Source organism: Streptomyces spirodelae (assembly GCF_017676385.1).
GTDB classification, from domain to species: domain Bacteria; phylum Actinomycetota; class Actinomycetes; order Streptomycetales; family Streptomycetaceae; genus Streptomyces; species Streptomyces spirodelae.
This window is the reverse complement of sequence record NZ_JAFFZN010000012.1, coordinates 66,811-89,299: the sequence shown is the minus strand read 5'-3', so window position 1 is coordinate 89,299 and position 22,489 is coordinate 66,811. Positions and strand designations below refer to the sequence as shown.

At 72.4% G+C, this 22,489-nt stretch carries 15 protein-coding genes; 6 read left to right on the top strand and 9 right to left on the bottom strand.

Annotation, left to right across the window (positions count from 1 at the left end; all coding sequences use genetic code 11):
- Window positions 1-25: 25 nt before the first annotated feature.
- The 4 genes from sucC to JW592_RS14955 form a co-directional block, all read right to left on the bottom strand.
- Window positions 26-1,198 (bottom strand): ADP-forming succinate--CoA ligase subunit beta, encoded by a 1,173-nt coding sequence (sucC, locus tag JW592_RS14970; RefSeq protein WP_209265557.1) that lies wholly within the window; start codon window positions 1,196-1,198, stop codon window positions 26-28.
- 224 nt (window positions 1,199-1,422) lie between these two features.
- Window positions 1,423-2,634: a VWA domain-containing protein gene (locus JW592_RS14965; protein WP_209265647.1), complete on the bottom strand. Its 1,212-nt coding sequence runs from the start codon at window positions 2,632-2,634 to the stop codon at window positions 1,423-1,425.
- Between the two features lie 11 nt (window positions 2,635-2,645).
- Window positions 2,646-5,255, bottom strand: a complete 2,610-nt coding sequence (locus tag JW592_RS14960) for a DUF5682 family protein (RefSeq protein WP_229376051.1) — start codon at window positions 5,253-5,255, stop codon at window positions 2,646-2,648.
- Window positions 5,252-6,412, bottom strand: coding sequence for an ATP-binding protein (locus JW592_RS14955; RefSeq protein WP_209265556.1), 1,161 nt, complete (start codon window positions 6,410-6,412; stop codon window positions 5,252-5,254). Before JW592_RS14955 ends, JW592_RS14960 begins: the two co-directional genes overlap by 4 nt.
- Before the next feature lie 189 nt (window positions 6,413-6,601).
- Here JW592_RS14955 and JW592_RS14950 point away from each other — a divergent pair, with 189 nt between their 5' ends.
- Window positions 6,602-8,173 carry an SWIM zinc finger family protein gene (locus tag JW592_RS14950; protein ID WP_209265555.1) on the top strand — a complete coding sequence of 524 codons (1,572 nt, stop codon included), beginning with the start codon at window positions 6,602-6,604 and terminating at the stop codon, window positions 8,171-8,173.
- Window positions 8,174-8,279: 106 nt separating this feature from the next.
- On the top strand, window positions 8,280-9,914 hold the full coding sequence (locus tag JW592_RS14945; RefSeq protein ID WP_209265646.1) for a DUF5691 domain-containing protein: 1,635 nt from the start codon (window positions 8,280-8,282) through the stop codon (window positions 9,912-9,914).
- A gap of 111 nt (window positions 9,915-10,025) precedes the next feature.
- Here JW592_RS14945 and icmB read toward each other — a convergent pair whose 3' ends face one another.
- Window positions 10,026-10,436, bottom strand: a complete 411-nt coding sequence (gene icmB / locus JW592_RS14940; protein ID WP_209265554.1) for a coenzyme B12-dependent isobutyryl CoA mutase small subunit — start codon at window positions 10,434-10,436, stop codon at window positions 10,026-10,028.
- 738 nt (window positions 10,437-11,174) lie between these two features.
- Here icmB and JW592_RS33370 point away from each other — a divergent pair.
- Complete coding sequence (locus JW592_RS33370) at window positions 11,175-12,941, top strand: M23 family metallopeptidase (RefSeq protein WP_307805421.1); 1,767 nt, start codon at window positions 11,175-11,177, stop codon at window positions 12,939-12,941.
- Between the two features lie 115 nt (window positions 12,942-13,056).
- Here JW592_RS33370 and JW592_RS14930 read toward each other — a convergent pair whose 3' ends face one another.
- Window positions 13,057-15,612 (bottom strand): ATP-dependent DNA helicase, encoded by a 2,556-nt coding sequence (locus JW592_RS14930; protein ID WP_209265552.1) that lies wholly within the window; start codon window positions 15,610-15,612, stop codon window positions 13,057-13,059.
- Between the two features lie 114 nt (window positions 15,613-15,726).
- Window positions 15,727-16,080, bottom strand: coding sequence for a hypothetical protein (locus tag JW592_RS14925; protein WP_209265551.1), 354 nt, complete (start codon window positions 16,078-16,080; stop codon window positions 15,727-15,729).
- A 362-nt stretch (window positions 16,081-16,442) separates the two neighbouring features.
- On the opposite strand from JW592_RS14925, the gene JW592_RS14920 reads away from it, so the two are divergent.
- The 3 genes from JW592_RS14920 (at window position 16,443) to JW592_RS14910 (ending at window position 20,577) form a co-directional block, all read left to right on the top strand.
- Window positions 16,443-17,645: a C40 family peptidase gene (locus tag JW592_RS14920; RefSeq protein ID WP_209265550.1), complete on the top strand. Its 1,203-nt coding sequence runs from the start codon at window positions 16,443-16,445 to the stop codon at window positions 17,643-17,645.
- Window positions 17,646-18,487: 842 nt separating this feature from the next.
- Window positions 18,488-19,756 (top strand): hypothetical protein, encoded by a 1,269-nt coding sequence (locus JW592_RS14915; RefSeq protein WP_209265645.1) that lies wholly within the window; start codon window positions 18,488-18,490, stop codon window positions 19,754-19,756.
- Window positions 19,757-20,007: 251 nt separating this feature from the next.
- Window positions 20,008-20,577 (top strand): DoxX family membrane protein, encoded by a 570-nt coding sequence (locus JW592_RS14910; RefSeq protein WP_209265549.1) that lies wholly within the window; start codon window positions 20,008-20,010, stop codon window positions 20,575-20,577.
- A 47-nt stretch (window positions 20,578-20,624) separates the two neighbouring features.
- Here the strand turns inward: JW592_RS14910 and JW592_RS14905 are convergent, their stop codons facing one another.
- Both JW592_RS14905 and JW592_RS14900 read right to left on the bottom strand, forming a co-directional pair.
- The gene (locus JW592_RS14905; protein ID WP_209265548.1) at window positions 20,625-20,840 is read right to left on the bottom strand and encodes a hypothetical protein; all 216 of its coding nucleotides are present in this window, start codon (window positions 20,838-20,840) and stop codon (window positions 20,625-20,627) included.
- Window positions 20,837-22,477 carry a PspC domain-containing protein gene (locus JW592_RS14900; RefSeq protein ID WP_229376050.1) on the bottom strand — a complete coding sequence of 547 codons (1,641 nt, stop codon included), beginning with the start codon at window positions 22,475-22,477 and terminating at the stop codon, window positions 20,837-20,839. Before JW592_RS14900 ends, JW592_RS14905 begins: the two co-directional genes overlap by 4 nt.
- Window positions 22,478-22,489 lie beyond the last annotated feature (12 nt).

Genomic DNA, 22,489 nt, shown 5'->3' with positions numbered 1-22,489 from the left:
TGTCCTCGTTCGGTCTCGTCCGGGCTTACTTGGCGGCCAGCTCGGCGGCCTTGTCGGCCGCGCCGTCCATGGTGTCCACCTGCTGCACGAGCGGGTGCGCCGCGTCGGTCAGGATCTTGCGGCCCAGCTCGGCGTTGTTGCCGTCGAGGCGGACGACCAGCGGCTTGTTGACGTCCTCGCCCTTGGACTTGAGCAGCTCGAGCGCCTGCACGATGCCGTTGGCGACCGCGTCGCAGGCGGTGATGCCGCCGAAGACGTTCACGAAGACCGACTTGACGTCGGGGTCCCCGAGGATGATCTCCAGGCCGTTGGCCATCACCTCGGCGGAGGCGCCGCCACCGATGTCGAGGAAGTTGGCGGGCTTGACGTTGTTGTGCGCCTCGCCCGCGTACGCCACCACATCGAGGGTGGACATGACCAGACCCGCGCCGTTGCCGATGATGCCGACCTGGCCGTCCAGCTTGACGTAGTTGAGGTTCTTGGCCTTGGCCGCCGCCTCCAGCGGGTTGGCCGCCGCCTTGTCCTCCAGCGCCTCGTGCTCGGGCTGGCGGAAGTCGGCGTTCGCGTCCAGCGACACCTTGCCGTCCAGCGCGATGACCTTGCCGTCGGCCGTCTTGACCAGCGGGTTGACCTCGACGAGGAGGGCGTCCTCCTTGACGAAGACGTCCCACAGCTTCACCAGCACGTTGCTGATCTGGTCGATCAGCTCGGCCGGGAACTTGGCGGCCTCGGCGATCTCGCGGGCCTTCGCCTCGGTCACGCCCTCGATGGCGTCGACCGGGATCTTGGCCAGCGCCTCGGGCTTGGTGGCCGCGACCTCCTCGATCTCCACGCCGCCCTCGACGGAGGCCATCGCCAGGAAGGTGCGGTTGGTGCGGTCCAGCAGGAAGGAGACGTAGTACTCCTCCTGGATGTCCGCGGTCTGGGCGAGCATCACCTTGTGGACCGTGTGGCCCTTGATGTCCATGCCCAGGATCTGGCCGGCCTTCTCGACCGCGTCCGCCGGGTCGGAGGCCAGCTTGACGCCACCGGCCTTGCCGCGGCCGCCGGTCTTGACCTGCGCCTTGACGACAGCCCGGCCGCCGAGCCGCTCGGTCAGCTCGCGCGCCGCCTCAGGTGTCTCGATGACTTCACCGGCCAGCACCGGTACGTCATGCTTGGCGAAGAGGTCCCTCGCCTGGTACTCGAACAGGTCCACGCGCGTCCGTCCCCTTAATCAGTGGTCTCGCGGTCGTTGTCAGCGTGGGCGTGCCGCAGGGCCGCGGCGTCCACGGGTCGCGCGGCATGTCCGCCTTGCAGGTTAGCCCTGCGTGCGTGCGCTGCCTAAATCGCACCTCACACATACGCGGTGACAACGGTCACAGCGAGGTCGGTCATTCTCTGATGCGGGGTAGCCCGCGCCCCTCACGGCGCGTGGCCGGCTCAGTCCGGGACCGGCAAGGGGCGCTTTTCGATTGCGGCTGCCATCACCTCCGGGAAGTGGTCGGGGGTGCAGGCGAACGCGGGAGCGCCCAGCGCGGCGAGCGCGGCCGCGTGGTCGCGGTCGTAGGAGGGCGCGCCTTCGTCGGACAGGGCGAGGAGGGTGACGAACTGAACACCGGCCCCCTTCATCGCGGCGACCCGCTTGAGCATCTCCTGCCGTATCCCGCCCTCGTACAGGTCGCTGATCAGTACGACAACCGTCTCGGCGGGGCGGCTGATCCGGGACTGGCAGTAGGCCAGCGCCCGGTTGATGTCCGTGCCACCGCCGAGCTGGGTGCCGAAGAGCACGTCCACGGGGTCGTCCAGGTCGTCCGTCAGATCCACCACGCTGGTGTCGAAGACGACGAGCCGGGTGTCGAGCGTGCGCATGGAGGCCAGCACAGCGCCGAAGACGGAGGCGTAGACCACGGAGGACGCCATCGAGCCGGACTGGTCGATGCACAGGATGACGTCCTTCTTGACCGCCTGCGCTGCCCGCCCGTATCCGATCAGCCGCTCGGGAACGATCGTGCCGTGCTCGGGCAGATAGTTCTTGAGGTTGGCGCGGATGGTCCGGTCCCAGTCGATGTCCCGGTGCCGGGGCCGGTTGACCTTCGCGGAGCGGTCGAGCGCGCCGGTGAGGGTCGAGCGGGTCCTGGAGGCCAGCCGCTTCTCCAGTTCGGCGACCACCTTGCGCACCACGGCCCGCGCCGTCTCCCTGCTGGTCTCCGGCATCGCCTTGTTGAGCGAGAGCAGGGTGCCCACCAGGTGCACATCCGGCTCGACCGCCTCCAGCATCTCCGGCTCCAGCAGCAGCGTGGAGAGCCCGAGCCGGTCGATCGCGTCCCGCTGCATCACCTGCACGACGGAGCTGGGGAAGTAGGTGCGGATGTCACCCAGCCAGCGCGAGACGTGCGGCGCCGAGGCCCCGAGCCCGCCGCCGGCACCACTGCTGCCGCCACCGCCCTGGGCTCCGCCGGTGCCCCTGCCGCCGGGCCCGCCGCCCCCGTAGAGAGCCTCCAGGGTGCGGTCCATCCCGCTGTCGGCGGCGCCCAGCACGCAGCCGGTACCATCCGCCGCACCGCCGCCCAGTACCAGCCGCCAGCGGCGCAGCCGCTCCGCCTCCGCCACCCCGGCCCCGGTGGTCTCCGTGCCCACGGCCTCCGTTTCCATGTCCTGGGCCGTCATACGCGCACCCCCTCGCTCTCGTCTCGCCGCGCCCCGCCGAGCAGCAGACGCACCGTCTCCAGCACGGCGTCGGCCCGTGCCCTGTCGAGTCCGGCCCCGAATCCGGGCGCCCCGTCCCCGGCGCCGCTCCCCCGGTCGCCGTCGCCCACGGGACCGCGCCGCACCAGTTCCCCCAGGGTCCGCCGCACCCCGGCCTCGTACTCCGCGAACGTCCGCCGCAGCAGCGGAAGCACATCGGTGAACGCCTCGCCGGGGACCTCCGTCAGCCAGCGGTCGACGAGCGCGAGCAGCCGTTCGTCGTGCACCAGCAGCATCCCGCCACCCGCGAGGAAGCCCTCGATCCACGCTGCGGCCTCCCCCGGCGGCGTACCGGGCGACAGTACGAGGCTCATCAGCCGCTCGGCCTCGTCGTCCGTCAACTGGCCGTCATCCAGCAGCAGTCGGGCGCAGCGGCCGCGCAGCAGGCCGGGTATCCGGTCCCGTCCGGCGAGTGTGCGCAGCACCCCTCGCCATCTGCTCGACAGCCCTCCCGACGGCCGCCCCTCCGGCTCCGGCCGCGGCCCCTCCGCACCGGTGCCGGAGGCGTCCCCGTCGCCCCTGTCGGCCCGGTGGGCCTGGTCGTCCTTGTCGTCCCGGGCGTCCCTGTCGTCCCGTGCGAGCAGGTTCACCGCCTGGTGTGCCGCGTCCAGATGGCGCCGCATCCCGCGGGCGCCCTCGTTGTCCAGCCCCGCACAGGCGGGCGGGAGTCCGACGCAGACCCGCTCGGCCATCCCTCCGGCGACCTCGGCCAGGGCCCCCGCGTCGGTGCCCCGCACATCGCCGTAGCGCAGCGTGCGCACCAGCGCGGGCAGGGCCTGCGCCAGGTGTCCGACGTCCGATTCCAGTGCAGCCCGGTCGGCCAGCACCCGCATCACCACGGGGAGCGCCTCCGGCAGGTGGGCCAGCAGGCACAGCTCGGCCAGCGCCGTCACCTCGGCGAGGGTGCCACCGCCTTGCTCCGTCGCCTGGGCACGGGCCTTGGCGGTGGCTGCCTCATGGACGGTCGTGCCCCAGATGCCGGCCTCGGCCACCCGTACGGACAGCTCCGGCTCCCAGCGCAGCCGCCAGCTCTCGCGGAAGGTGCCGGTACTGCCGCTCCGGGAGCCGGCCGGCTCGCCCCAGCCGATGCCCAGCAACCGGAGCCGGTGCAGCAGGCGGCTGCGCGCCGCGTCCGTCTCCTTGCGCAGGTCCAGATCCAGCTCGCGCTCCGCGGCGGCCGGCTTCAGCCGCACGGCGCGCTGCTGCCGTGCCAGGTCGCGCTGGAGCGGGACCGCGGGAGCCCCCTCGGGCACCTCCCCCAGCACGTCACCGACCACCAGCTGGTCTTGGATCAGCTCCAGCGGCACATCGGAGCCCTCGCACAGCACGGCCCGTATGGCGTCGGTCGTCTCGGTCAGCCCCGCCAGAGGGCGGCCGCGCATCGCGGCCAGCGTCTCGGACAGCCGGACCGCTTCGATGAGGTGTGCCGAGGAGACGGAGTGGTCCTGCGCCCGCAGCAGACCGGCCACCTTCGTCATCCACCGCTCCACGGGCCGGTCCGGCGCTGCGAAGAGGTGTCCGTACCACCCGGGGGAGGCTATTCCGGCGCCGTAGCCGGACCGGCGGGCCAGGCGCCGGTGCGTCCAGGGGACCCAGGTGACCTCCGTCTTCACCCTGGGGAGCCCCTTGAGCGCCTGCCGGTCCGCTGTCACCGTCGTCGCCTCGGTGAGCGCCGGGACGTGCCAGGCACCGCAGACCACGGCCGTCGCCGCGTCCCCGAACTCCTTTCGTGCCTCGCGCAGCCGCAGCCGCATATGGGCCTCCCGGACGAGGTCCCGCTCATGGCCGCCCTCCCCGTGCACGGCCCGCAGCTCGGCCATGGCCTCACCGAGTGCCGCGAACGGTTCGTAGGGGTCGGCGGGGCGGGCCACCGGGCCCTCGCCCCGGCCACCGCCCCGGTGTTCGACGGCGTCCTCCCACCAGCGCTCCGGATCGTCGTATCCGGCGGCCTCCGCGAGCGCCGCGAGCGGGTCGAGCCGCACGCCGTCCCCGCTCCCTTGCTTCCGGTGTGTGGAGGCTGGATCGGCGTCCCCGGCAGCACCACCCCCGTCGGTGCCGCCGGGGACCGTCTCCTCCCCCTCTCCCCCCGGCTTTTCCTCCCCGCCTCCGGACGCCGGCTCGTCCGCGTCGCTCAGGGCGAGCGTGTGTGTGGCGGGCAGGTCGATGAAGCGGACCGGGACGCCGCGCCGCACCGCCCAGCGGAGCGCCACCCACTCGGGGGAGAACTCGGCAAGCGGCCAGAACGCGGCCTTCCCCGGCTCGTTGACGGCGTGCGCCAGCAGCGCCACCGGCGGCACCATCTCCTCGCTCCGGGCCAGCTCGGCCACCGCGTCGCCCTCGGGCGGGCCCTCGATCAGTACGACACGCGGCTCGTACGCCTCCAGCACGGCGGCGACCGCGCGCGCCGAGCCGGGGCCGTGGTGCCGCACCCCCAGCAGCAGCGGACCTGCCGCACGCTCCCGGACGTGTGGGGCCCCGGCACCCCCTTCCGCCGGCTGGCCTGCCGCGCCCTCTCGGACAGCCGTCATGCGGACACCTCTCGGCAGGCGCGGTAGAAGTCCTTCCAGCCCTCGCGCTCCCTTACGACCGCCTCGAGGTACTCCTGCCACACCACCTGGTCCGAGGACGGGTCGCGGACGACGGCGCCGAGGATGCCCGCCGCCACATCCCCGGCGCGCAGCACCCCGTCGCCGAAGTGTGCGGCCAGTGCGAGGCCGCCGGTGACGACGGAGATGGCCTCGGCCGTCGACAGCGTGCCGGAGGGTGACTTCAGCTTCGTACGGCCGTCGTCGGTGACGCCTTCGCGCAGCTCGCGGAAGACGGTGACCACCCGGCGGATCTCGTCGAACCCCTCGGGCGCCGGCGGCAGATCGAGGGACTTGCCGAGCTGGCCCACCCGGCGGGCCACGATCTCCACCTCGGCCTCCGCCGTCTCGGGCAGCGGGAGCACCACGGTGTTGAAGCGGCGGCGCAGCGCGCTGGACAGCTCGTTGACCCCGCGGTCCCGGTCGTTGGCCGTCGCGATCAAGTTGAAGCCGCTGACCGCCTGGACCTCCTCGCCCAGCTCGGGAATCGGGAGGGTCTTCTCGGACAGCACGGTGATCAGCGTGTCCTGCACATCGGCCGGGATACGGGTCAGTTCCTCGACCCGGGCCGTCATGCCCTCGGCCATCGCGCGCATCACCGGGCTCGGCACCAGCGCCGCACGGCTGGGCCCCTGCGCCAGCAGCTGCGCGTAGTTCCATCCGTAGCGGATCGCCTCCTCCGCTGTGCCCGCTGTGCCCTGCACGAGCAGCGTCGAATCCCCGCTGACGGCCGCGGCCAGGTGCTCCGAGACCCAGGTCTTGGCCGTGCCGGGGACACCGAGCAGCAGCAGGGCACGGTCGGTGGCCAGTGTGCTGACCGCGACCTCGATGATGCGGCGCGGACCTACGTACTTGGGCGTGATGACCTTGCCCCCGGGCAGCTCGCCGCCGAGCAGATACGTCGCAACCGCCCATGGGGACAGCCGCCAGCGCGCGGGGCGCGGCCGGTCGTCGGCCTCGGTGAGGGCCGCCAGCTCGTCGGCGAAGGCGTCCTCGGCGTGCGGCCGCAGCGCGGTTGCAGGAGCGGCCGCGGCGGCCGTGCCTGGCGCCGGCTGGGCGGCGGACTCGGCGGCCGGGTCTGCGACATGGCTCTCGGTCACAACTCCCCCTCAACGCAGGGCTCTCTCGTACGGAAAAAGACAAGGGGATGGCCAGGGAAGGAACCCCCGCGCCGCAGCGCCTCGGCCGATCCGTGAACTACTCTGCACGCCGCCACTGACAATCGCCCTGACCTGCACGGATGGGCAGTTGAGGGCCGGTTGTCAGTGGCGCCGCCTACCGTTTTCGACATGGGTGGACAGGCGGTCCGCTGGACAGCGGAGCAGGTAATGGCGCTGGCGCCTGACGTGGCGTCACGTCGCGCGGGGAGCAAGCTGTCGGCACCCGGCCCCTGGACGGAGGCGGGGACGGGCGGCGGCGCGGTCTGGGGGCTGTGCAAGGGCAGCGGGAGCAAGCCGTACCAGACGGTGGTGGACCTCGACGGGGGCCAGGGGATCGGTTACAAGTGCTCGTGCCCGAGCCGAAAGTTCCCGTGCAAACACGCTCTCGGCCTGCTTCTCCTGTGGGCCGGTGACGAGGCGGCCGTGGCCGAGCAGGGCGAGCCTCCGGAGTGGGCGGAGGGCTGGCTGAGCGGCCGCAGGCAGCGCGCGGAGAAGAAGCCGGGCAAGAAGCCGGGCGGAGAAGCCGCTTCCGGGGGCGGTAGGAGCTCGGGCCGCGCAGCCGGCGAGACGGGGGCGCGGGACGGCGGAGAGGGGGCGGCCGGAGCCGAGGCGGCGGAGGGTGAGGAGGGGGATGCCCGGTCGAGGGCCGAGGCAGCGCGCCGCCGCGCCGAGCAGCGTGCGGCACGGATCACGGCGGGTGCCGAGGAGTTGGAGCAGCGGCTGGCCGACCTGCTGCGCGGCGGTCTCGCGGGTGCGGAGCAGTCGGGGTACGCACCCTGGGAGGAGATGGCGGCTCGCATGGTCGACGCGCAGGCCCCCGGGCTGGCCAACCGGATACGCGAGCTGGGCGCCGTCCCCGGCTCGGGAGCAGGCTGGCCGGAACGGCTGCTGGAGGAGTGTGCGCTGCTCCATCTGCTGGCGCGCGGCTGGACGCGGGCCGACGAACTTCCGCCCCCGCTCGCCGAGACGGTCAGATCGCGGGTGGGCCTGACGGTGGAAGCAGCAGAACTGCTTGCGGACGAGCAGGCGTTGATACGCGACGAGTGGCTGGTGCTGGCCCAGTCGGACACCGACGAGGGGCGTCTGACGGCCCGCCGCATCTGGCTGCACGGCCGTGCCACGGGGCGTCCGGCGCTGCTGCTCTCGTTCGGCGCGGGCGGCCGCCCTCCGGAACTGGCACTGCCGGTGGGCGCGGCGCTGGACGCGGAGCTGGCCTACTACCCGGGCGCCAGCCCGCTGCGGGCGACCCTCGGGGAACGGCACGGCGCTCCGCTGCCCGGTTTCCGGCCGCCGGGCAACACCATTCCGCAGGCCCTGGACGTCTATGCGGGGGCGCTCCGCGACGACCCGTGGCTGGAGGGGTGGCCATGCGTGCTGCGGGACGTGATACCCGTCCCGCCGTCCGACTCCGGCCCGTCCGGCGGCAGTGCGGGGCCGCAGCGCGGCGTGGGGGGCCGCGCCGGCGGCGGAACCGGGGGCAGCCCTGCGAGCCGGCCGGGAGGAGGCAGCGGGGAGGGGTGGCAGCTCGCGGCAGCGGACGAGGAGACCGCCCTTCCGGTGGCGCCGGGCACCGGCACGGCCGCGCTGTGGAGGCTGCTGGCGATCTCCGGAGACGGTCCGGTCACGGTCTTCGGCGAATGCGGCCATCGCGGCTTCAGCCCGTACACGGCTTGGAGCGAGGGCAAGGCCGTCCCGCTGTGACAGCGGCGGTCCGAACCGAGGGCGAATCGGCGGGGTGGCATTGAAAGGGGCGGATGTGACGGCTGAGACGGTTGCAGAGCAGCGCATACCCGGCGGCGAGCCACCGGTGGCAGCGACCGGTGGGGGCGGCCGGGCCGGAGAGGGCGGGGCGTGGGGGGAGTTGGTGGCAGCCGCGCTGTTGGGAGCCGAGCGGCGGCGTCCACCGGGCGGGAGCGTGACGGCGCTGCTGGACGCGGCGGCGGCCGAGACGGTCCGACGGCGCGCCGGTGCCCGGCCCGCCGTCCCCCGGCAGCGGCCAGAGCCCGCGCCGGAGGACGGGCGGAAGCCGCTGCCCGCGGCGGCCGAGCGGCGACTGGCGACGCTGCTGGCGGACCGGGCGCTGGGCGGGGCGAGTCCGTCGGGCGCCGCGGCCGGGCGCCGAGGTTCGGGTCCGGACCTGGGAGAGCTGCTGCCGCAGTGGCTCGCGGAGGCGAACTCCCAGGGCTATCGGGCGCCCGCCGCGCTGCTGCCCGCTCTGCTGGACGCGGCGCGGGCCCGTACCGACCTGCGGGCCGAGACGCTGGCGTTCGCCGGTCCGCGGGCGCTGTGGCTGGCGCGGTACAACACCGACTGGAAGTTCGCGCTGCGGGACGGCGTCCGCCGACAGGTGCCGGGCGAGCGTCCCGAGGAGGCCGAACAGCTGTGGCAGGAGGGGTTGTTCGCCGAGCGGGTGGCGCTGCTGACGGCCCAGCGGCAGCGGGACCCGCAGGCGGCGCTGGCGCTGCTGTCCTCCACTTGGCAGACCGAGCGGGCCGAGGACAGGCTGATGTTCCTGGACTCGCTGCGTCTGGGCCTGGGCCCCGCCGACGAGCCGTTCCTGGAGCGGGCGCTGACCGACCGCAGCCGCACCGTACGGGCGACCGCGGCCGAGCTGCTGGCGGCGCTGCCAGGCTCGGCGCTGGCCGCCCGGATGGCGAAGCGTGCCCGTGCTTGTGTGGGGCCGGACCGGATGGGCGGTCGGGGCATCATCGTGGTGGAGGCGCCGCACGAGTGCGATGCCGATATGCAGCGCGACGGTGTCGTGCCCAGGCCGCCCTCGGGGCGCGGGGAACGGGCTTGGTGGCTGGTCCAGTTGGTGGAGTCGACGCCACTGCGGGTGTGGAGCGAGCAGTTCGACGGGCTCCCTCCGGCCCGGATCGTGGCGCTGCCGGTCGCCGACGGCTGGCGGGAGGATCTGCACGCGGCGTGGTGCGGTGCGGCCGTGCGCCAGCGGGACGTGGAGTGGGCGCGCGCCCTCATCGGGGAGCCCACCGAGCCGTTCTCCGAGGGCCCGGGCGACCCGGCCAAGCTGCTGTCGGTGTTGCCCGAGGAGGAGCGCGGCGAGTGGGCCGCGCGCTTCATAGCCGCGCACGGGCTGTCGGAGGCGTTCCGCATCCTCGGGGTGTGCGGCGTGCCGTGGTCGCTGCCGCTGGGGCGGGCTGTGGTGGACGCGCTGGAGATCGCACGGGACGCGGGCAGCTACCCGTGGAGCTTCAGCGGGGTGATGGGGCTCGCCGAGCGCTGTCTGGACCCGTCCGACGCGGAGCGGCTCGCGCCGCTGGCTGCTGTGCCCGACGAGAAGGAGGGGGAGTCGCCGGGCGCCGGGGCCTACTGGGCGGAGTCGTTCCAGCGGCTGGTCGCCACCTTGCGGCTGCGCTCCTCGATGCTGGCGGAACTACGGGGCGAGCGGAGAGAGGGGGAACCCCAGGCGGGACAGGTGTGACGCGAGCCGAGGGGACGACAGCGGCGGCGCACCCGACGGGCGAGGCGGCCACACGGGACGACGAGAGTGCGGGAAGACAGCGGCAGGAGGCGGCCGTAGGAGGATGGCGGCTCAGGCCGCCACCGGGCCCACATGGGTACGGATCCACTCGACGACCTCGCCGGTGCTGGCGCCGGGTGTGAAGATCTCGGCCACGCCCTGCTCCTTGAGCAGAGGGATGTCCGCCTCAGGGATGATCCCGCCGCCGAAGACCTTGATGTCGGCGGCGTCCCGCTCGCGCAGCAGCTCCAGCACTCGGGCGAAGAGAGTGTTGTGCGCGCCGGAGAGGATGGAGAGGCCGATTGCGTGCGCGTCCTCCTGGATGGCGGTGTCCACGACCTGCTCCGGGGTCTGGTGCAGACCGGTGTAGATGACCTCCATGCCGGCGTCGCGCAGGGCGCGGGCGATGACCTTGGCACCTCGGTCATGGCCGTCGAGGCCCGGCTTGGCGACCACCACGCGGATCGGACCGGTCACATCCATCACTGCCTCCCTCTAGGACGACCACTGGGCCGGGACGGGCCACGGGGTGTGAACGCACGTTATCGCCAGCATCCCGCACGCGTCCCGTTCCGTGTTGGTAACCGAGGGGGAAATCACACGCGGGGCCGCCCTCGCCCGGGGCGCCCTGGCGCCGACACGCGGCCCCGGCCTCATGTGCGCGCCCGGCGCCCGCCCGTACGCGCCCCCACCGCACACCACCGCGCGCCGGACGCGCCCATCCGCGCCACGGTCGGAGGCGGGGAGGGCGGGACCGCCCAGCGGAAGGGCTCCCGCTCCGCCGCCTCGCCCCCGGCCACTCAGAAACCCTGATCTTCTTCTCCGGTGCTCGATCTTCCCTCCCGAAACAGCGGAACAGACCCGCGCGACCGTTCCGACCTGTGCGTTTCCGATGGGGATGAGTGAGGTTCCGGCGTATATGGCGCTGCCGGTGGACTGCGGCGTTTCTGCCCCGGTCCGCACGGAGTTGGGGACGAACGGCACTTGTAGCCCGGCTGCGTCACGCCGGACACCGGTACGGCGGACAGCTCCGTCCGAGAAGCTCACTCTTTCGAACTAATTTCGAACTCAACCTCTGCTACCAGTCCGTAGTCCGCCGAAAGGCGGCCGATTGCCCTTTTCCTGCGCCGCTAAAACCTCCCGAAGATTGTCGCCATCGCATACCGCCGGGTACAGTCACCGCACTGCTCCGCCCCTGTCGCCTAGGCGAAAGAGAAGTTGGTGGTGAACGACCGTCATCCGTCGGGAGTCCCCGGTCCCGACGACCCCGGTTCCGGCTTCTCGTACGGCTCCTACCACGCGGACCACGGGCAGTCGGCGTACGGCGCTTACAGCGAGGACGCCTACCAGGCCGGCTCGTACGACGGGTACCCCATCGGCGCCTACGACACCTCCGGCGGCTCCTACGCCGATGGTCCGTACACCACCTACGGCGACGACGATCCCCTCTTCGGGACGCTCCCCGGCACCGACACCGGCAGCTACCCGACTGCGTCCTGGGAGGCCACCACCGCTTGGGGCACCGGGAGTTACGTGCCCGACGCCATGGCGGCCGCCCCGCACATCCCCGCGCAGAACGGGCCCGGACTCCCCACGGCGGACGACGGCACCGGCCAGTGGACGTTCGGTGTGCAGGAGGCCGGCGGCTGGGACTCGACCACCTGGGGCACCGGCGGCTGGGAGACAGCCGGGACGGAGACGGCCGGCTGGACGACGGACGGCCAGGGCGCGGCGTACGGCTACGAGAGCCAGGACGGCTACGCCCGTCAGGACGGCTACGGCGCATACGAACACGCCGCCTATGACGCGCACGCGCAGGCCGCATCCCCCTACGACGGTTACGACCCGCAGCACGGCAGTCGGCCCGACTCCGGCGGCTATGCCCCGTATGAAGACCACGCCTACGAAGGTCAGGGCACCTACGACAGCCAGGGTGTCTACGACAGCCAGGGCGGTTACGAGGGACACGAGAGCTACGAGGGCCACGACGGCTACAGCGATCCGGGCGGGCACGGCCAGCATCCAGAGCACGGTCAGGACCAGGACGCCACCGCCCAGTGGGACTTCTCCGTCCTTACGCAGGACGAGCACGGCTTCGACCCCGCAGCTGCCGACTTCGCCGGGGCGCCCGCGCCCCACGACCTCCCCGCGCCCCACGAGGTCTCCGCACCGGACAGTGAGTGGGACGGTCCCGACGAACCCGGCGCACCCGCCGCCCTCGGCACCGTCGGCGGCCCGCATGGACGCGGACGCCGCCGCTCCCCCAAACCCCGCCCCCGTCGCCGGGCCCTGATGACCGTGGCGGTTCCGTCCGTCGCCGTCATGGGCGTCGCGGGAGCGGCCGCGGCGAGTGTGATGGGTGACGACGGCAAGGACAAGGACACCACCACCGTCGCCGCCCCCGACGCCGCGCCCGTCAAGCCGTCGAGCGTCAACAGCAAGCTGGACACCCAGCTCCAGAGCCTCTCCGCCGACGCCGACGACTTCGCCGACCGCGCCAGCCGCACCCAGGAGCGCATCGACCTCAAGCAGCGCCAGCAGGCCGAGAAGGAGCGCAAGGCCAAGGAGGCGGCGCGCAAGGAGGCCATGCGCCCCAAGTTCGTGATCCCGGTCAAGGACCACACTCTCAGCGCGCGCTACGGCCAGGCCGGCGTCAACTGGATGTCGGTCCATACCGGGATCGACTTCCCCGTCAGCTACGGCACCCCGGTCATGGCGGCCACCGACGGCACGGTGACCACGAAGCACGATGTGTCGTACGGGAACATGGCCGTTGTGACGGCGAAGGACGGGACCCAGACCTGGTACTGCCACCTGAGCAGCAACAAGATCCGCTCGGGCGAGGTCAAGGCGGGCGATGTGATCGCCTACTCCGGCAACTCCGGCAACTCCACGGGGCCGCACCTGCACTTCGAGGTGCACCCGGGCGGCGGCTCGGCCGTGAACCCGATCCCGTGGCTGCAGAGCAAGGGCCTCAACATCAGCTGAGAGTCGCCCTCGGCTGAGGCCCAGCCCCAGCTGAAGCTGAGCCTCAGCTGGGGCTGGGGCTGGGGCTCAGCCGAAGCTCACAACAGCGGGACGGCCGACCGGATGGACGGCCGTCTCACAGCTTCTCCACGGGCGCATAGCGCAGCAGCAGCCGCTTGGGCTTCTCGCCGCCGAAGTCGATCGTCGCCTCGGCGTTGTCGCCACTGCCCTTGACCGCCTGCACCGTGCCGAGCCCGAAGCTGTCGTGGGTGACGCGGTCACCGACCTGGAGGGAGACGACCGGCCGGTCGCCCGCGCGGCGCGTCGCGAAGCCCGACGGCCCCCCGCGCCGGGCCGAGGCGCTCGCGGACGAGGAGAGGGACGCACCGATTCCGGTGCCGGACGAGCCCGCACCGCCCATGGCGCCGCCACCGCTGCCCGTCCGCTTCCAGTCGATGTACTCGGCCGGAATCTCCTCCAGGAAGCGGGAGGGCGGGTTGTAGGAGGGCTGGCCCCAGGCGCTGCGCATCCCGGCACGGGTGAGGTAGAGCCGTTCCCGGGCTCGGGTGATGCCGACGTAGGCGAGCCGTCGCTCCTCCTCCAGCTCCTTGGTCTGGCCCAGGGCGCGCATGTGCGGGAAGACGCCGTCCTCCATGCCCGTCAGGAAGACCACGGGGAACTCGAGGCCCTTGGCGGTGTGCAGGGTCATGAGCGTGACGACGCCCTCGTCCTCGCCCTCCTCGGGGATCTGGTCGGAGTCGGCGACCAGGGCGACCTGTTCGAGGAAATCGGCGAGGGTGCCGGGAGACTCGGCCTCGCCGCGCTCCTGCTCGAACTCCAGTGCGACGGCGGCGAGTTCCTGGAGGTTCTCGATCCGCGTCTCGTCCTGCGGGTCGGTGGATGCCTGCAGCTCGGCCAGATAGCCGGTCTGCTCCAGCACCGCCTCCAGCACCGTGGCGGGCCCCGCGCCGGACTCCACGACGGTGCGCAGCTCCTCCATCAGCGCATTGAACCGCTTGACGGCGTTGAGGGAGCGCGCGGCCATGCCGTACGCCTCATCCACGCGGGCGAGCGCCTGCGGGAAGGTGATCTTCTCGCGGAGGGCGAGCGCCTCGATCATGGCCTCGGCGCGATCGCCGATGCCCCGCTTGGGCACGTTCAGGATACGGCGAAGCGGCACCGCGTCCTCCGGATTGGCCAGCACCCGCAGATAGGCCAGGATGTCGCGGACCTCGCGGCGCTCGTAGAAGCGCACCCCGCCGACGACCTTGTACGGCAGGCCGACGCGGATGAAGACCTCTTCGAAGACACGGGACTGGGCGTTGGTGCGGTAGAAGACGGCGATGTCGCCAGGGCGGACTCTGCCCTCGTCCCCCTCGCCCTTCTGGTGCTCACCCTTCTGGTGCTCGCCTTTCTGGAGCTCACCCTTCGCGTGCTCGCCGTCGCTGAGGCGGTCGATCTCGTCGGCGACGAACTGCGCCTCGTCGTGCTCGGTGTCGGCGACATAGCCGGTGATCCTGGGACCCGAGCCCGCCTGGGTCCACAGGTTCTTGGGACGCCGGTCGGCGTTGCGCTCGATGACGGCGTTGGCGGCGGACAGGATCGTCTGCGTCGAGCGGTAGTTCTGCTCCAGCAGGATGGTGGTCGCGTTCGGGTAGTCCTCCTCGAATTGGAGGATGTTGCGGATGGTGGCACCGCGGAAGGCGTAGATCGACTGATCGGCGTCGCCGACGACGCACAGCTCGGCCTGGTCCTCGGCGGGGCCCACCAGCTCGCGCACCAGCTGGTACTGCGCGTGGTTGGTGTCCTGGTACTCGTCGACGAGGACGTGCCGGAAGCGGCGGCGGTAGTGCTCGGCAACGTCGGGGAACGCCTGGAGCAGATGGACCGTCGTCATGATCAGGTCGTCGAAGTCCAGCGCGTTGGCCTCGCGCAGCCGCGCCTGGTACATCGTGTACGCCTCGGCGAGGGTCTTCTCGAACCCATCGCTCGCCTGCCCCGCGAAGTCCTCCTCGTCGATGAGCTCGTTCTTGAGGTTGGAGACCTTGGCGCTGAACGACTTGGGCGGGAAGCGCTTGGGGTCCAGGTCGAGGTCGCGGCAGACCAGGGCCATCAGGCGCTTGGAGTCGGCGGCGTCGTAGATCGAGAACGACGAGGTGAAGCCCAGCTTCTTGCTCTCGCGGCGCAGAATGCGTACGCACGCGCTGTGGAAGGTGGAGACCCACATCGACTGCGCGCGGGGCCCCACCAGCTCAGCGACGCGCTCCTTCATCTCGCCCGCCGCCTTGTTGGTGAAGGTGATGGCGAGGATCTGCCCAGGGTGCACGCTGCGGGCGCCCAGCAGATAGGCGATGCGGTGGGTGAGCACCCGCGTCTTGCCGGAGCCGGCGCCGGCGACGATGAGCAGCGGGGAGCCCGCATGCAGGACGGCGTCCCGCTGTTGCTCGTTCATCCCCTCCAGCAGCGCGGCGGGGTCGATGACGGAGCGGGGGGCGCCGTCGCGGTGATACGCGTCACGCCCGCCGGTGCCCGCGGCACCGCCCGCGAAGGTGCCCGCAAACAGGTCGTCCGGGATCTCCTCCGTGGGGCCCGGGTCTGCGGAGCCCTCGGGGTCGGGCGGCGGGGGCGCGTCCGCCTCGGGTGCCATACCGTCGAGGTCCGCCAGGAAGCTGTCGTCGAAGAGGCTGCTCATCGTCGTACGAGTCTAGGCCGCCGCACCGACACCCGGAGGCCCTGTGGAAAACCGGCCGTCCGCCGGAGCGGGCTCCGGGGAACGGCGGACCGGCGAGAGCGCGGGGAGCCTGGGTCAGACCCAGAGCACGGCGATGAAGATGTTCGCCGTCGTCAGCAGTCCCACGGTGCCGAAGAGGGGGGCGCTCAGCCGTTCCTCGTCCCGCTTCACATAGGTGATACCGAGGACGACCACGAGCAGCGCCAGCTTCAGACCGATCTTGACGTTGTTCACCGTGCTGTCGTCGGCTTGGTTGAGCCCGACCAGTGCCACGCCGGTGACCAGCATGGTCAGCGCCCCGTGCAGCATGCTGGGACTGATGTGGGCCTCGCCCTTGCCGATCGCCTTCATCTGCGTGAGGAAACCGCCCAGCAGCGCGGCTATCCCGATGATGTGCAGGCCGACGAAAGCATTGATGAGAACGTCCATGAGCGCGAGCGTATCCGGGCTTTTTCGGGGCCTTTAGCACACCCCCGGCTTCTCGGCGGTGGCTCTCGCGGTACCGGTCAGTGCTCGCGCATATGCCCCCCGCGTTGCGCGGTCAGGCGCGCCGACCCGGGCAGCTTCGCGCCGAAAAGGCTCACTTGTGATCATTCCCGCGTCCGGCCGTCACCGCTTCGCCTAGCGTCCTCGCCAGGTGGCCGCGCCCTGCCGGTCGGCGCGGCCACCCCGGCCGCCGGGACAGGTGTGATGTGCACAACACCGCGCTCGTAGAGATCACCAACAGATCAGCACGCATCGGACCAGCAAGCACCGATCAGCAAGCGCAAGTAAGGGAGTGACGGCCGACCATGGCCTCGCACCGCAAGCCCAAGCCCTACCCTCTCGCCGTCCCTTTCGCCCGCGCCGCCTTCACCCTCGTACTGGCGGGCACGGCGGGCGTCACCTCCTTCCAGGGCTCCGGCCACGCACAGCCTCGCCCGCAACCGGAAACGGCGGACAGGGCAGCGAACGAGAGAGCGGACAGGAGTGCGGACAGGAGTGCGGACCGGACGGCGGCCGTGGAAGCCGAGGTCGACCGGCTGCACCGGGACGCCGAGCGTGCCACCGAGGCGTACAACGGCGCCCGGGAGAAAACGCGGGCGGCCCGGCGCGAGCTGGAGACGCTCCACGACGAGGCGGCACGCCGCCAGGAGAAGCTCAACGCCTCCCGGGACGCACTCGGGTCCTACGCGGCGGCGCAGTACCGCGACGGCAGTGGCGTCGATCCCGCCGTACGGCTCGCACTCTCCTCCAGCCCTGCGGACTACCTGGACCGCGCCGCCACTGTCGAACGCGCCGGGGACCTTCAGGCGGCAGCGGTGAAACGTACCGCCGCACGGACCCGACAGCTCGCACAGGTGCGCAAGGAGGCGGCGGACGTCTCCGCAGAGCTCGAAAAGTCGGCGGAGAGGGCAAGCCGCCACAAGCGCGCTGTCCAGAGCAAGCTCGGCCGTGCGCAGCACCTGCTCAACAGGCTGACGCCGAAGCAGCGCGCCGCCGTCCTCGACGGACACCACCCCACGTCGCGCAACGGGGAGCGGGACCGCGCCACCGCGCGAGAGGCTGCCCCCCGGCGCGGTCAGGCGGCACGGAGCCATACGTCACAGAAGCACGCGGACCACAACACAGGCCCCGCCGCGCCCGCCGCCGGGCAGCCGGCGACCGGGCGGTCCGCCCGTGCGGTCGCCTTCGCCCGCAGCGCACTGGGCAAGCCGTACGTGTGGGGCGGTACGGGTCCTACCGGGTACGACTGTTCCGGGCTGACCCAGGCTGCCTGGAAGGCGGCCGGCGTCTCACTACCGCGCACCACCTACAGCCAGATCCACGCGGGCAAACGCGTCTCACGTGGCAACCTCGCTCCGGGCGACCTCGTCTTCTTCTATGACAGCGTCAGCCACGTCGGCCTGTACATCGGAGGCGGTCGCATGATCCACGCTCCCCGGCCCGGCACCGCTGTGCGGGTCGCGCCCATCGACCAGATGCCCTTCGCCGGGGCTGTCCGCCCGGCGTGAGAGCGGCACCCTTGCGCGGCACCGACGCGTCAACCGAGTCGCATTCGCCGTTCACTCACAAGTGCCCAGCGCGCGGCGGAGCGTTGCCCCCTTCCTCCACAGCCGTACGGCGCTGCTCAGCTACGACATGGCCCGCACATCAACCTCCCTCCCTCAGGATCACCCGGGACGAGTCCGCCCTGTCGAGCTGATACCTGCTCACGTAAGGCACAATCCCCTTCCATCCCATGGAAGTTGAGAGGCGGGGTTGCGCAGTGGCCGTGGATGCGGCTCAGGACGGCTCAAGGGGCCCGGGCGACGAGGACGGGCCGGACGGCACGCAGGGCACGCGCCGCACGTCCGGCACGGGCCCCGAACCGGGGAAGGGCACCCCCTCTCGACAGGGCACCCCGCCGGGCCAGGGCACCTCCCCCCGGAAGAGTTCCGCCGGGGGGGAGGGCTCCCCCGCAGGCCAGGGCACCACCTCGGGCCCGGGCGCCGCCCCGAAGCGGGGCGCCGCAGGCGGGAAGGGTGCCGCCCCCCGTGAGAGCGCTGCCCCGGGGACGCGCCCCGGCGCGGAGCAGTCCACCGCCCCCGGAAGGCCCTCGGCACGGGGGAGAATCCCCTCCCCCGGTGCCACCCCTGGGAAGAGCACCTCTCCCGGCAAGAGCACCACCCCTGGGAAGAGCGCCACTCCCGGAACGGGCCCCTCCCCCGACACAGGCACCTCCCCCGGCACGGGCGCGGGCCGAGTCCCCGGCGCACGGTCCGGCGCGTCCGCCGCACCCCCCGCGCCCCCCGCGCCCTCCACACCCTCGACGTCCTCCCCCTCCCCCACACCGCCCTCTCCCACCGGCCGCCCCATCGGCAGTGACTCCCCTCCCGCCGACAGCGGCGCCAAGTCGCCGTGCCAGTGCGAGAACTGTCCCAACAGTGCCCGAGAGGGGTACCGCAAGGCGCTGGCCGCGTTCGTGCGGCGCAGGGACGAACTGGCCACCGGCCAGGGTGTCCCCGTGGGACTGGCGCACTCCGCGGGTGCCTCGCGCCAGTGGGTCTCCGATGAGCTGACCCAGGCTGCGCGGGCTGTGGCCGACCGCAGCCGTGAAGAGGGCGAGGTGTGGGTCGCGCGGCTCTGGCGGCGCACCCTGCTCGCCGTATGGGCCGCTGTCGGCGTGCTGCTGCTGGTGCAGTTGCTGTGCGCACTCGCCGGCGGCTGGTCGAGCGGGCGGACAGCCGGACTGGTGGCGGCTTTCGTCTCGGGCTCACTGCTGTCGCTCGCGGCCTGGCTGCACCGGGCGCGCGGTGGCGTCCTGGCACCCGTCATCGGGGAGGACAACAGATTGTCCACCTCCCGTACGGTGGCCGCCGGGTGGGTGCTGTTGTCGGTCTTCTCCGTACTGGTCCTGGCCGTTGAGCTGGCGACGGCGCCCGGTCCCGACGAGCGCCGGGCGCTGCTGGCGGGGCTGGATCTGTCGCGCGGCGCGGGCGTGGTGACGGTACTCGCGCTGACCTGTGCGGTGGCCGTCGTGGTGCGCCGTACGGTCGCCGTACGGGTGCAGGGCAGGCGGCTGCAGAAGGTGCGTGCCGACCGTCCGCACGCCGCCGATCTGCTGACGGACGACGCGGGCCGTGGCGCGTTCTCTGACGTGCAGTACGTGCTCATCAGCGCGGTCGCGGTGGTCTTCGCCGCGGTCCGGCTGGCCCGGCAGCCCGACCAGTTGCCCGACCTGCCCTGGGGACTGGCTCTGCTGGTCGTCGTCTCGGCGGCGACGTATCTGGCAGGTAAGTACGCCGAGGGCGGCCGCCCCGTGGTGCTGTCGGTGGTCCGTGCGCGCGAGATGGGCGACCTGCACTCCCCGATCCGTACCGGCGACGACATCGAGATCCGCGGCGCCGGTTTCGTCCCTCCCGGCGCCACCGCGCCCGACCGGCTGGCCCGGATGGTCGTCCGGATCGGCGCCGTCCATGTGCACGCTCCCCTCATCCCCGTACCCGGCGGCTTCACCAGCCCCTCGGACACCGCTCTGACGGTTCCGGTGCCGGTGGAGGTCGAGCCGGGCCGGGTGGAGGTCCAAGTGGTCACCGCCGCGGGTGTGGAGACCAACCGCTACCCCATCGACGTGGTCGAATAGGGAGGGTCCGAACGCGCGCCCGCGCGCCCTGCCCACCCGCGCGCGACCTGCCCGCACGCCGTGCCTGCCCGCGCGCCCTACGTGCCCGTGCGCCCGACGTGTCCGGCTCCCCGAGCACCGAGCAGGCCCGTGATACCAGTGCCGGAACCGGCGTTTCCGACGGGGCCGATGGGCACTTGCCAGCCGGGTGGGACCTGGGGGAAGAATCGCCTCCGCACACCGAACGCATTTGCGGAAGGCGGGAGCGACGGATGTCTGTGACAGGGCCGGCGGGTGGTCGTGCCGACGACGGACCCAAAGCCGTCAGCGCCTATCCCGGGCCGGTCGCCGGGGCACCCGTCGGGATACGCGGTACGGCGTCCCGCTACGCGCTGCTCCCGCTGCGGCTCTTCCTCGGGATCACCTTCCTCTACGCGGGCATCGACAAGCTCACCGACCCGGGCTTCCTCACCGCGAAAGGGCCGGGTTCCTTCGCCGGGACGCTGGCCGCCGTGCATGACGGGGCAGGGGCCACATGGATGGTCGAACTGGCGCAGCAGAGCCCGCAGGGGTTCGGCGCGGCCATCGCGGTCGGCGAGATCGCCGTGGGGCTCGGCACGCTGTGCGGACTGTGGGCCCGGCTGGCGGCGGCCGGTGGCGCGCTGCTCTCCTTCTGTCTGTGGCTGACGGTGAGCTGGTCCAGCGATCCGTACTACTACGGCAACGACCTGCCGTATCTGATGGCGTGGCTTCCTCTGGTGATGGCAGGAGCGCCGATGTTCTCGCTGGACGCGCTGCTGGCGGTACGCAAACGCCGCAGAGGCCAGCAGATCTTCGGCTGACAGTGCGCACGTCACCGGCCGGCTGTGGGGGCACCGTTACGGCGCCCTCACCCCCGCAACTCGCGCCGCCGGGCGACCGAGCGCCGGACCAGGAACGTCGCCAGTGCCGTCAGTCCGGCCAGCACCAGCGAGACCGGTACCACCACCAGCAGCACCCAGAACGGAACCTCCGCCTCGCCCGCAGCGTCCAGCAGGTAGACCACCGCGACCGCGGTCATGGCGAGTCCGAGCAGCAGCCTGGAGGGTTCGAAACGGTGCCTCATCGGGTCCCTCCCTCCTCCGTGGACGGTGCCGTACTCGGTGCCGTACTCGGACTCGGAGGCCGGGTCGGGGTCGGGCTCGGCGTCGGCGTCGGTCCGTCGCCCGGCAGCGACTGATTGTCGGACCGCTCGCCCGAGGGCAGCTCCCGTACGATCTCGGTGCGGCCGGCACCCACGCTGAGCTTCACCACGACGGTGCCCTTCGCCTTCTTGCCGCTGAACGGCCGCAGGGTCAGCTTCCGCTTCGTCCCCAGTCCGCTGGCCTGGTCGAAGACAACCTCCCCGTCGCCGTCCAGTGCCTTGGGGAACCGCATGTCCCCCATGTCGACGTCGGCGCTCACCTTGACCAGCGCGCCCTCGGGTACGACCACCTTCATCTCGCCCGCGCCCACCCGGGTCTCGGTACGCAGCGTCTGGCCCGCCTTCAGTCCCGTCCCGCGCAGGTCGAGTTCTCCGGAGCCGGAGCCGAGCGCGTAGCGCGGCTTGACCTCGCCGACCGAGGCGGGCACCCAGCGGGTGTCGCGGAAGTGCGTCGTGATGTCCTTCGGCAGCGCTGCGGCGCCCGCCAGCAGCCCGGCCGTCAGAACGATGCAGACGATGGTGCCCGGCCCCGTACGGCCGACGAACGCGCTGAGCGCGAGCCCGAGGCCGAAGACGGCGAGCATGCCCGCCAGGGCGAGAGTGAGGGTGGTGGCCAGCGGGTTGATGTTCCAGGAGACGGCCGTGGTGACGCCGCCGGCCAGCAGCGCCAGCAGGAAGGTGAGACCGCCCAGCGAACCTCCGGCGCCGCCGCGGGCCGGCGGACCTCCGCCCGGCGCTCCGGCGGGAACGGGGACCCTGGGCGGGCCGTACCCTCCGGGGCGCTCGTGGGCGCTGGGCGGCGCCGCGTACGGGAGGGCGTCCTCGGGGCCCCACAGGTAGCCGGTCGCGGCTCCTGGCCGCCCCCAGGCGGGGCCGCCGCTGCCCTTGGTGGCCCCGGCGTCCTTGGTGAGCGGCTCACGCCACCAGGAGGCGGGTACCGGAACGGGCGGCGCCTGCGCCTCGGGGGGCGCGTCCGCGACCGCGTGCGCCGTCGCCGGGTCGATCTGCGCGCCCTCGGCACCGGCGGCCTCGACCTGGCGCCGGTGCTGCGACCAGTAGGCCGCGCCCGCCACCGCGCCGATCAGCACCACCGAGAAGGGCACGCTGCGGCTGCCGAGCGAGGCGAGGAAGAGGCCGCAGCCGACGAGCGCGATCAGGATCGCCGAAAGAGCGCTGCCCTCCACCCGGCCAGACAGCAGCAGCCGCCCCTCGTTCTGTGTCTCCCCCTCGGCGGGGATGAGCAGCCAGGCGAACCCGTAGAAGATGAGCCCCAGTCCCCCGACGACGGACAGCACCACCAGCGGCACCCGGAAGAGCACGGGATCGAGGTCGAAGTACCGCCCCAGGCCGCCGCACACACCGCCTGCGACCTTGTGCTTGCGGCTCCGCCGCAGCCGGCCCCGCTGGGGTCCGGGCACCGCGTTGTGCGCGCCCCAGGAGGAAGCCTGACCGCTGCCGCCTTCCGCGCCCGGGCCGCCGGGACCGCGGCCGGGACCGGGACCGGGATCGCGGCCATGGCCGTGGCCGGGCTCCGCCGCGTGCTGCTCCTCCTCGCTCATGGCCCCTATGGT